Genomic DNA, 9,234 nt, shown 5'->3' with positions numbered 1-9,234 from the left:
CTCCCGCTTCGTCGGCCGCGTCAGAGGTGGATAAGAGACAGGCCCGTCGCTGCGCAACGCCACCGCCCTGCCGCTGGGTCTTGTTGACCTTCGCGGTGGCGTTGCGCAGCGACGGGCCGACCTCTTCGACCTCGATCTCGAAGACGGTGCGCTTCTCACCTTCGCGAGTCTCGTACGAGCGCTGCTGGAGGCGTCCCTGGACGATCACCCGCATGCCGCGTTGCAGGGTCTCGGCCACGTTCTCGGCCGCCTGCCGCCAGACGTTGCAGGTGAGGAACAGTGCCTCGCGGTCCTTCCACTCGCCCGACTGGCGGTCGAAGAACCGCGGGGTCGAGGCGATGCGGAAGGACGCGACCGCCTGGCCGCTCGGGGTGAAGCGCAGATTCGGGTCCTCGACGAGGTTCCCGACGATCGTGATTACGGTGTCGCCTGCCATGGGGCTCGCTCCGGCTGCTTAGAGGGCTGAGCCCGGCTCAGTGGACCTCGGGGCGGATGACCTTGGTACGCAGGATCGACTCGCTCAGGTTGAGCTGCCGGTCGAGCTCCTTGACCGTGGCAGGCTCGGCCGACAGGTCGATCACCGCGTAGATGCCTTCGGACTTCTTCTGGATTTCGTACGCCAGGCGCTTGCGGCCCCAGACGTCGACCTTCTCCACGCTGCCGCCGCCGTCCCGGACGACCTTCAGGAACGGGTCGAGCGCCGCGTTGGCGGTGCGCTCGTCGATGGCGGGGTCGAGGATGGTCATGAGTTCGTAACGACGCATGCTGTGTCCCTACCTCCTCTGGACTGGTGCGGTCACGGTCTCTCCGTGACAGGAGGGCTGTTGCGTCCCCCGCGGCGGCGCCGACCCGGATCGCCGGGCCACCTGCCGCGAGACCGATACAGGCTACCAACAGTCGGCGCCGCACGAGCCCGTTCCCGCAGCCGGGCGCACGCGGAACGCCACCGGAGCGGAGTCACGGGGCCCGCGGCGGAGCCGCCGGCGGGTGCGGGACGCGGGGTCGTTGCGGGGTGGCACGTCAGCGGTGTGGGCGTGGGTGGGTGGGTCTGGTACAGCGGCGGCGTTCCAGCTCGGCCATGATGTCGGCCATGCGGGCGCGCATTCGGGCGGTCTGGGTCGTCAGCAGTGACAGCTCCTCTACGAGCTCCGCGTCGCCGATGAGCCCCAACTCCGCTTTCGTCACGGTGTGCACCTCCTGCTCTCCCCCGCTTCCCCTCGGGGGCCGGACCCGAGCCGGTGTTCTCGAATCCGTGTTCGACAGTACCGGGTGCCGCCGACATTTTCCGCGCGCCCACGCTGGTTGATCTTCGCTCGGGCAGGGAATCTCTTTACGGGCATGGTCCGTCCGGTCCCGCGTTCACCATGCGCCCCAAGCGCGGGAGCCATGACCTGAGGAGGATCCCGATGCCGCAGCAGGCAACCGGCGCTAGAGAGACGACCGGCCGCACCAAGTCCAAGCAGGAGTCCCACCGGCTGCAGGACGTGCTGGCGGTGGCCGCCGTCACCATCGGGATCACCGCCCTCATCCTGGGCGGTATCCCGGCGACCCACTTCCCCGGCGCCGTCCTCGGCGTGATCGGGCTGCCCCTCGCGCTGTACTCGCAGATGATCTCCGCGACGACCAACGAGCGCTGGCTGAACGTGATCGGCATGATCACCTCGTTCATCGGCATCGGCTTCGCGCTCAGCAACGGAGGCTTCTCGATCTGACCCACCCGTCCTCGCCGACGTCCCCCGACCCCCTGGCTGTGAACCTGCCGCCCGCCCGCGCCGACAACCCGGGGAAGCCTCCTGACCGCTCTTGGCATCCGCTCCGGACACTCAGGCGACTCGGGAGCGGCGGGACGCTGGCGGGCGCTTTCGCGCGGGCAGGTGCCCGGCAGACGGATGGCCGGTAGGTGGAGATGCCGCGAGCTGGTCCGGGATCACGCCGGGCGGCGGAGCGTCCCGGGTGTCGTAGGGCGCGGATAGGCTCTGGGCATGCGCATCGGAGCCCATGTCGACCAGCAGAATCCGCTCGACAACGCCCGCGCGGTCGGGGCGGACGTCGTCCAGTTCTTCCTGGGCGATCCGCAGGGGTGGAAGAAGCCCGTCCTGCCCGAGGGCGTCGAGGCGCTGGCGGGTTCCGGCGTGGACGTCTTCATCCACGCGCCGTACACGATCAACGTGGCGACGTCCAACAACCGGATCCGGATCCCGAGCCGCAAGAACCTCACCCAGCAGCTGGAGGCGGCCGCGTCCATCGGGGCGAAGGCGCTGATCGTGCACGGCGGGCATGTGCTGAAGGACGACGATCCCGAGACGGGGTTCGAGAACTGGCGCAAGGTGTTCGAGCGGGTCGAGTGTCCGATTCCGGTCTACATCGAGAACACGGCGGGCGGCGGGAACGCCATGGCGCGCAAGTTCGACCGGATCGCGCGGCTGTGGGAGGCGCTGTCCGGGGTCCCGAGCCTGGACGACAAGCTCGGTTTCTGCCTCGACACCTGCCACGCGCACGCGGCGGGGGAGGAACTCGTCGACGCCGTCGACCGGATCAAGACCATAACCGGCCGCATCGACCTCGTGCACTGCAACGACAGCCGGGACGCGTTCGGGTCGGGCGCCGACCGGCACACCAACCTGGGCAACGGCAGCATCGATCCCGAGCTGATCCTCGGTGTGGTCCGGGCCGCGGGCGCGCCGGTCGTGGTGGAGACGCCGGCGGCGGGGCAGGCCGACGACATCGCGTGGTTGCGTTCGAAGCTCTGAGGAAGCGAACCTGGAACCCCCCGCGCGTGTGCGGCATCTAAACCGCGTGCGACCGGCCCGACGACAAAATCCGAAGGTCACGTCACACTGGCATAATCCGGAACCCAGCCCTCAGCGCACGCGTGTTCTCTCCGGCGGCGGGCGCGCGAACCGATCGGGATGCACATGGCACAGCCCCCTTACGACCCCTACGGATACGGCCAGCAGGACCCCTACGCCCAGTCCTACTCCCAGCCTCCGGCCGTGCAGCACCACTACTACGGCGGCTCGGTGCCGGTCGCCCCGCCGACCAACGGCATGGCGACCGCGTCGCTGGTGTGCGGGCTCATCGGTTTCTTCGCCTGCGGCCTCACGTCCGTCCTCGCGGTCATCTTCGGGCACGTCTCGCTGAGCCAGATCAAGCGGACCGGCGAGGGCGGCCACGGCATGGCCGTCACCGGCCTCATCCTCGGTTACCTGGTGAGCGCGGGATGGCTGATCTTCTGGATCTTCTACATCCTCGGGATCGCGATGTTCGCGGCGAGCGGCGGTTCCACCTACTGACCGCTCAGCCGAGCCGCGGGACGCCGGCGACCTCCACTCCCACGCTGGACATCAGCACCGTCATGGGGGTGGGGGTGTCCCGCCACGCCTTGACCGCGTCCCCGAACACGTCGAGGACGACCCGCAGCGCCTTCTGGTCGGCGTCGGCCAGTTCGGCCCACGATTCGTATAGCACCAGGTAGCCGTTCTTCGCGGGCGTCCAGGACAGGTCCTTCAGGCAGTCGGCGAGGTCGTCCCAGTCGCCCACGGCCAGCGGCGGCATCGCGAAGACCTCGGCGCACAGCCGCAGGAACGCGTCCTTGTCGCGGGCGCGGCGGCCGTCGAGGTGGAAGCCGCGCCAGCCGGCCTCCTCGGCCCGGTCCGTCCAGGTCGTGTCACCGACCGCGCCCGGCACCGGAGGCGTCCGCCACTGGTAGACGCCCGGCTTCAGCCGTCCCGCGAGCAGCTCGTTCAATGCTTGGTTCGCGTCCACGTCCTCTCCCGGCAGTTCCCACGTCCCCGCGATCGGTTCCCCCGATCCACGGAGGGCCGGGGCGTCCCCGCCCGCCGCGATCAGTTCCCCGGCAGCCGCCGTGAAATCCCCCGGCGCGGGCGGATTCCGGCCACGGACGTCCGGCCCCGGCGTCCGCGATCGTCGCACAGCCATCCCGTCCACCCGGGCCCGACGCGCTGACCAGCACCAACACCGAGCCGTACCCGCCCTTGGCCGGTCCCACCAGCCAGACTGCCGCCGTCAGGCAGCAACCGCAGGCGCCGTCCCGCGGCGGTCGGGAAGCATGGGGTTGAGTCTCCAGTGGGTGGAGGGCCCAGGGTGAGTGGCATGGACGGCGGCACCTTGTACACGATCGGGGAACTGGCGCGGCGCACCGGGCTTCCGGTGCGGACGATCCGGTTCTACTCCGACGAGGGTGTCGTGCCGCCCACCTGCCGCACCGAAGCCGGCTACCGGCTGTACGACGCGGACGCCGCCGCGCGCCTCGACCTCGTGCGGACGCTGCGTGACCTCGGCGTCGACCTCGGCACGGTCCAGCGGGTGCTGGACCGCGAGATCGGCGTCGGGGACGTCGCGGCGGCGCACGCGGAGGCCCTGGACGTGCAGATCCGGACGCTCCGGCTGCGCCGGGCCGTGCTGCGGGCGGTGGCGAAACGCGGATCCACCCCGGAGGAGATCGAACTCATGCACAAGCTCGCCCGGCTGTCCGACGAGGAGCGCCGGCGGATCATCACCGACTTCATCGACGAGTCGTTCGCCGGGCTCGACGTGAACCCCGACTTCGAGGCGAAGCTGCGGTCCGCGCTGCCGGACCTGCCCGACGACCCCGAACCCGAGCAGGTCGACGCCTGGGTCGAGCTGGCCGAGCTGGTCGGCGACCCGGACTTCCGGGCGGCGATCCGGCGGATGGCCGAACACCAGGCCGCCGACATCGAGAAGGGCTCCTACCCCGAGGACCCGGCGCGGCTCGGCCAGTTGACGGGGGAGAAGGTCGCGGCGGCCATCGCGGACGGGATCGAGCCCCGTTCGGACGCGGCCCGTCCCATCGTCGACGAGCTGGTGGCCGCCTACGCGGAGGCCTTCGGCACCACCGACGGGCCCGAGTTCCGGCGGGAGCTGCGGAAACGGACGGAGATCGGTACCGACCGGCGCGCGGAACGGTACTGGCAGCTGATCGCCATCATCAACGGCTGGCCCGTCTGGCCCACGATGACCCCGTCGTTCGAATGGTTCATCGAGGCCCTGCGCGACTAGGCCACGTCCGCGGCTAGGACGGCACGGGGACGCTGGCGCGGCGGGCGCCTCGCCAGCGTCCCAGCGAGACCACATCGGCGGCGCCGTCGAGGACGCCGCCCGCCGGGTCGTCCTCCCCGTCCGACCGGACGACGTCACCGGACGGTCGCAGAATGTCCCACACCACCAGGGCGGCCAGCAGCAGGACGGTCACGAAGCGGGCGAGCAGGGCCAGGGAGTAGACGTCCTGGCTGATGCCGCCCTCGGGCGCGTCCAGGCTGAACACCGCCGACATCGTGTCCGGCAGGTTCGCGCCCTGCGTCTGGCCGGACACCGACAGCAGGAACCACCAGATACCGAAAAAGTAGATGATCTCCCCGATCTGCCACGCGACGAACGCGGGCAGCTTCGGACGGGCCATCACCGCGAGCGGCAGCAGCCACAGCACGTACTGCGGCGACCACACCTTGTTCGGCAGCATGAACGCGACCAGCACCAGGAACATCAGCTGCGCCAGCCGCGGCCGGCGCGGCGCGGCGAGCGCCAGGACGGCGATACCGGCGGCGAGGACGAGGAACGTCCCGGTGCCGAGGAGGTTGAGCAGTTCGGTGTCGGTGGCGGGCTTCTCCAGCCCGTGGTCCTGCAGGACGAAGAAGATCGAACCCCAGTCGATGCCGCGCTGCTGGCTGAAGGTGTAGAACTCCTTCCAGCCGTCCCACGCGAAGATCATCACGGGCAGGTTGACGGCCAGCCAGGCCGCCGCGGTGCCGGCGAGCAGCCGTCCCATCGCGCGCCACTGCCCGGCGCGGACGCACAGCAGCACGAGCGGGCCGAGGAAGAGCAGCGGGTAGAACTTCGCGGCGATCGCCAGCCCCAGCATCGCGCCGGCGAGCGCCGGGCGGCGCGCCGACCAGGCGGCGACGGCGAGCGCGGACAGCGCGACAGCGAGCAGGTCCCAGTTGATGTACGCGGTGAGCAGCAGCGCGGGGGACAGCGCCACCATCAGGCCGACGCGCAGCGATCGTCGTCCCGCCGCGTACGCCGTGGCGAGGACGGCGACGACCGCGAGGACGGCGAGGATCAGCGCGGTCACGTTGTAGAACGCGATCCCGCGTGCGTCCACCCCGAACGGCTGGACGAGCCACGCGACCAGCTGCATGAACCAGCCGCTGAGCACCGGATACTCGACGTAGTGGATGTCGGACCCGGTGAGCGAGTCGAAGTACGGGATCTTGCCGTCGCTCAGCCCGCGCACGTAGTACAGCGGGTAGATGTCGGTGTAGCAGGCATTCGTCGTCGTCTTGATGAAGTCGAACCGCACCGACGCGCAGGGCTGTTTCTGCAGCCAGCCGAGCAGGCACACCAGCGCGGTGAGGCCGGTCAGCACCGGGGCGAGCCGCATCAGCCGACCGCGGGGATCCGCCGTTTCATCGTCGGCGGACATCGCGAGCCTCTCAGAAGACGACGACATGGACAGCAAGACTATTCGCCACCGGCCACACCCTGATCACAAGGACGCCCGAATCATGGGGACGGGCTTGATCACGGGCACACCCTGAATCTCAGAGACCGCCCGACCACGGCGCCGCCCTGACACGGGGCCGCCCGATCACGAGGCCGCCCGACCACGGGACCGCCCGACCACGAGGCCGCCCGATGACGGAGGCCGCCTGATCACGGAGACCGTCCGATCACGGGGCCACTCGGTCACGGGGCCACTCGGTCACGGGGGCGCCCGGTCACTGGGCGCCTGATCGCGGGCTTATGCCCTGGTTGCCAGGACGGCCCGGAGCCCACGTGGGCTTCGGACCGTCCTCGTGGCGCTGGTCAGGCGCCCTGGTTGTTGTTCGGGCCTCCCGGGTCCTCGTCCTTGCAGACGGGGTGGTTCTTGTGTTGGGGTTTCGCGCACCACCAGGACTTGTCGCCTTCCGGGGGAAGGTTCGGGTCGCAGCCCAGCGGCATGTTGAACTCGTTGCAGGGCTGCCCCTGCCCTGGCGGCAGCGTGGGCGTGTTCGACGGGGACGGCGTGTTCGACGGGCAGCCCTGCTGGTTCGGCTGGCCCGGCTGGCACCTCGGCGTGTTGGTCGGGCTCGGCGTGTTCGACGGGCTCGGCGTCGCCTTCGGCTTCGCCCACGGGGCGATCTGCCCGCCGTTGACCGGCGGCGGGAACTGGGTGATCTCCTTGCCGTCCAGCGCCTTCAGCATGAAGCGCTTGAACAGGTCGGCCGGGACCGTACCACCGTAGACCTGGTTGTAACCGCCGACGCCGACCAGCGACTTGCGGTTCCCGTTCTTGTCCTGCCGCCACATCGCCGCCGCTGTCGCGAGCTGCGGCGTGTACCCGACGAACCATGCGGAGTTGTTCTCCTCCGCGGTACCGGTCTTACCGGCCACCGGGCGGGAGCCGAGGCTCGCGCGGGTACCGGTACCGGACTGGACGACCGCCTGCATCGCCGAGGTGGCGTCCGCGGCGACGCCCTCGGAGAAGACCCGCTTGGGCGTCTGGTAGGGGAGCTTGCCCAGCGACTTGTGCTCGTTGTTGAAGACGGGGTTGCCCTTGGCGTCGGTGATCTTGGCGATCACGTGGGCGTCCCGGTGCTCACCGCCGGCGGCGAACGTCGAGTAGACGGAGGCCATCGTGACCGCGCTCGTGTCGACGACGCCCAGCGGCAGGGACGTGAACTCCGGCTTGAGGTTCGGGGTGTCCGGCGGGATCCCCATCTTCTTGGCCATGTCGATGACGTTGGTCAGTTCGACCTTCTGCCCCAACTCGACGTAGGCCGTGTTGATGGAGTGCTCCGTCATCTGCTTGAGGTTGTAGACGCCGTTCTCCGACCTGTTGTCGTTCGTGAACGGATGGCCGTTGATGATGCGCCGGTAGCTGCCGTCCATCGTGGTCTTCAGGCTGATGCCCTGGTCGAGGGCGGTGGCCAGCACGATCGGCTTGAACGACGAACCCGGCTGCACCTTGCCCTGGAAGGACGCGTCGAACGGCCGCTCGACGTAGTTGGGACCGCCGTAGGCGGCCACGACCCCGCCCGTCCTCGGATCCACCGCCGCGAGCCCGAACCAGATGTCGGACTTGAGGTTGTTCTCCTTCCGGACCTGCTTGACGAGCTTGTCCATGTAGTCCTGCAGACCCTTGTTGAACGTGGTCGTGATGCGCAGGCCACCGGTCGACAGCCGTTCCTCGTCGATGCCGAGCTCCTTGAGCTCGGCCTTCACGCGCTGTTCGAGGTAGCCGGCGTTCGGGTCGTCGGGAGCGTCGCTCCACTCCTTCTGCGTCTGCGGGAACTTCTTCGCCGCCGCACGCTTGGTCTCGTCGAGCCAGCCCTTCTCGACCATCCCGTCCAGCACGTAGTTCCAGCGGTTGATCAGCGCCTGCTTGGCCGGGTTGGACGCCGGGCCGTAGGTGGCGAAGTAGCCGGGACGCTGGATCAGCGCCGCGAGCATCGCCGCCTGGTAGACGTTGATCTCGGTGACGGGCTTGTGGAAGTAGGCGCGGGAGGCCGCCTGGACGCCGTACGAGTTGCGCCCGAACGGGACGACGTTGAGGTACAGCTCAAGGATCTTCTTCTTGTCCATCTCCTTGCCCATCCGGACGGAGATGAGGATTTCCTTGAACTTGCGGCTGACCGTGCGGTCCTGGCTGAGGTTCGCCCAGTAGTTGCGGGCCAGCTGCTGGGTGATCGTCGAGGCGCCGGCGACGTCCCCGCCGGTCGCGGCCCGGTAGATCGCACCCGCGATGCCGGTCGGCGAGATGCCCGGCTCGGTGTAGAAGTTGCGGTCCTCGGCGGCGAGCACCGCATGCTGCACGAAATCCGGCACCTTGTTCAGCGCGATGTCCTCGCGGTGGGTGCCGACGCGGGCGAGCGTCGTCCCGTCCGAATAGGTGATCTCCGACTCCTGGCGGAGCGCGTCCTGCTGCTTCTTGGTCGGCAGCGGGGTGTTGGCGTAGGCGACGACGACGAGGACGGCCATGCCGAGGATCATCACGCTGACGATCGCGACGGAGACCTTCCAGGACGGGACGTACCGCCGCCAGCCGGCCTTCTGGTTCGGGTCGTCGGCGCGTTTCTCGCGCCGGCCGCGTCCCTCGTCGCCCCAGAAGCCGTCGTTCCCGCCACCGGAACCGCCGCCGGGGCCCCCGGGGCCGCGGCCGCCGGGACCACCCGGTCCACCCGGTGCACCGGGACCGCCGGGACCGCCAGGGCC

Annotated in this window: 10 protein-coding genes; 4 read left to right on the top strand and 6 right to left on the bottom strand. The window is 69.6% G+C overall.

What is annotated here, in order from left to right; translation table 11 throughout:
- The 3 genes from HUX53_RS35480 to HUX53_RS35470 form a co-directional block, all read right to left on the bottom strand.
- Positions 1-436, bottom strand: a 436-nt coding sequence (locus tag HUX53_RS35480) for a single-stranded DNA-binding protein (protein WP_176407652.1), incomplete at its 3' end; no start/stop codon positions are given.
- Between the two features lie 37 nt (positions 437-473).
- Positions 474-764, bottom strand: coding sequence for a 30S ribosomal protein S6 (gene rpsF / locus HUX53_RS35475; RefSeq protein ID WP_176407651.1), 291 nt, complete (start codon positions 762-764; stop codon positions 474-476).
- 256 nt (positions 765-1,020) lie between these two features.
- Positions 1,021-1,185, bottom strand: coding sequence for a hypothetical protein (locus HUX53_RS35470; RefSeq protein ID WP_176407650.1), 165 nt, complete (start codon positions 1,183-1,185; stop codon positions 1,021-1,023).
- A 221-nt stretch (positions 1,186-1,406) separates the two neighbouring features.
- Here HUX53_RS35470 and HUX53_RS35465 point away from each other — a divergent pair, with 221 nt between their 5' ends.
- From HUX53_RS35465 to HUX53_RS35455, 3 genes are all read left to right on the top strand, one after another.
- Entirely contained in the window at positions 1,407-1,712 is a 306-nt protein-coding gene (locus tag HUX53_RS35465) for a hypothetical protein (RefSeq protein WP_176407649.1), read from the top strand.
- Between the two features lie 270 nt (positions 1,713-1,982).
- Positions 1,983-2,750 carry a deoxyribonuclease IV gene (locus HUX53_RS35460; protein ID WP_176407648.1) on the top strand — a complete coding sequence of 256 codons (768 nt, stop codon included), beginning with the start codon at positions 1,983-1,985 and terminating at the stop codon, positions 2,748-2,750.
- Positions 2,751-2,915: 165 nt separating this feature from the next.
- A complete protein-coding gene (locus HUX53_RS35455; RefSeq protein ID WP_176407647.1) occupies positions 2,916-3,293 on the top strand; it encodes a DUF4190 domain-containing protein in 378 nt (125 codons plus the stop codon).
- A 4-nt stretch (positions 3,294-3,297) separates the two neighbouring features.
- Here HUX53_RS35455 and HUX53_RS35450 read toward each other — a convergent pair whose 3' ends face one another.
- Positions 3,298-3,765, bottom strand: coding sequence for a barstar family protein (locus tag HUX53_RS35450; RefSeq protein ID WP_176407646.1), 468 nt, complete (start codon positions 3,763-3,765; stop codon positions 3,298-3,300).
- A gap of 348 nt (positions 3,766-4,113) precedes the next feature.
- On the opposite strand from HUX53_RS35450, the gene HUX53_RS35445 reads away from it, so the two are divergent.
- Positions 4,114-5,040, top strand: coding sequence for a MerR family transcriptional regulator (locus HUX53_RS35445; protein WP_176407654.1), 927 nt, complete (start codon positions 4,114-4,116; stop codon positions 5,038-5,040).
- Between the two features lie 13 nt (positions 5,041-5,053).
- On the opposite strand, the gene HUX53_RS35440 is transcribed toward HUX53_RS35445, so the two are convergent.
- A complete protein-coding gene (locus HUX53_RS35440) occupies positions 5,054-6,463 on the bottom strand; it encodes a glycosyltransferase family 87 protein (protein WP_176407645.1) in 1,410 nt (469 codons plus the stop codon).
- Positions 6,464-6,846: 383 nt separating this feature from the next.
- On the bottom strand, positions 6,847-9,234 hold a 2,388-nt coding region (locus tag HUX53_RS35435; RefSeq protein WP_255205955.1), incomplete at its 5' end, for a transglycosylase domain-containing protein.

It is taken from the genome of Actinomadura sp. BRA 177 (assembly GCF_013372625.1).
Taxonomy (GTDB): domain Bacteria; phylum Actinomycetota; class Actinomycetes; order Streptosporangiales; family Streptosporangiaceae; genus Spirillospora.
The sequence above is the reverse complement of the archived record's forward strand: the minus strand, read 5'-3'. Positions and strand labels throughout refer to the sequence as shown.

Excerpts from the sequence above, each read along its gene's own strand:
- rpsF (WP_176407651.1), bottom strand. The coding sequence starts at position 764 with ATGCGTCGTTACGAACTCATGACCATCCTCGACCCCGCCATCGACGAG.
- HUX53_RS35455 (WP_176407647.1), top strand. The coding sequence starts at position 2,916 with ATGGCACAGCCCCCTTACGACCCCTACGGATACGGCCAGCAGGACCCC.
- HUX53_RS35460 (WP_176407648.1), top strand. The coding sequence starts at position 1,983 with ATGCGCATCGGAGCCCATGTCGACCAGCAGAATCCGCTCGACAACGCC.
- HUX53_RS35445 (WP_176407654.1), top strand. The coding sequence starts at position 4,114 with ATGGACGGCGGCACCTTGTACACGATCGGGGAACTGGCGCGGCGCACC.
- HUX53_RS35440 (WP_176407645.1), bottom strand. The coding sequence starts at position 6,463 with ATGTCCGCCGACGATGAAACGGCGGATCCCCGCGGTCGGCTGATGCGG.
- HUX53_RS35465 (WP_176407649.1), top strand. The coding sequence starts at position 1,407 with ATGCCGCAGCAGGCAACCGGCGCTAGAGAGACGACCGGCCGCACCAAG.